The sequence below is a fragment of the Parapedobacter brassicae genome, from assembly GCF_051400755.1.
GTDB lineage: Bacteria > Bacteroidota > Bacteroidia > Sphingobacteriales > Sphingobacteriaceae > Parapedobacter.
In genome coordinates this window covers 1-576 of sequence record NZ_JBLFFL010000034.1, presented here as the reverse complement: position 1 = coordinate 576, position 576 = coordinate 1, and the positions used below count along the sequence as shown (strand labels likewise).

1 protein-coding gene is annotated in these 576 nt (G+C 40.6%); it reads right to left on the bottom strand.

Annotation, left to right across the window (positions count from 1 at the left end; translation table 11 throughout):
* Positions 1 to 428 (bottom strand): hypothetical protein (locus ACMGDE_RS19990; protein WP_436834607.1); only part of this gene is annotated, 428 nt, incomplete at its 3' end.
* Between the last annotated feature and the right edge of the window lie 148 nt (positions 429 to 576).

Below are 576 nucleotides of genomic sequence, written 5' to 3'. Positions count from 1 at the left end.
TACAGATTTGTATCTACCTTGAACCGGGCTAACGATAATTGACTTAATTCTGGAAATCTCTCCAGCATGATGATATTTCTATATGCGATATAAAGCGAAGTTGTATCGGGATGCGACTTCGTTAAAGAAAGATACTCCCTTAATTCCGGCTTATCATTAGTTATCCAGTTCCGTGCGCCGTAAATCTCCCCTGCCAGAAATTTGTATTTTCCGGCATGTGCAAACGGGTTCCAACTCGCGTACCCGATGTCTTTATGCAAGATATAAGCCGTATCCCGCTCTCCTGTATCAGATTCGAATATCAGTGTATCGCCCTCATTGTATACATCCAAAAATAACTTCTCAAAGTCACTGAAATACACATTTCGCTGGCAGGAGCCTAACAATAGTAAAAACATCACTATCGTTAGCAGGATGTCTTTTTTCATCATTCAATTACATTAACAGGTATCCCTATACTTTTCCTCCATATTTCTTATGCTTAGCTAGTGCAGAAGCTATCCCTGCTGCATATGCTGAAACAGAAAGATTATATCAGATTAAGGGAAGAAAAGTGCTGGGGACACTCCCGCTGAG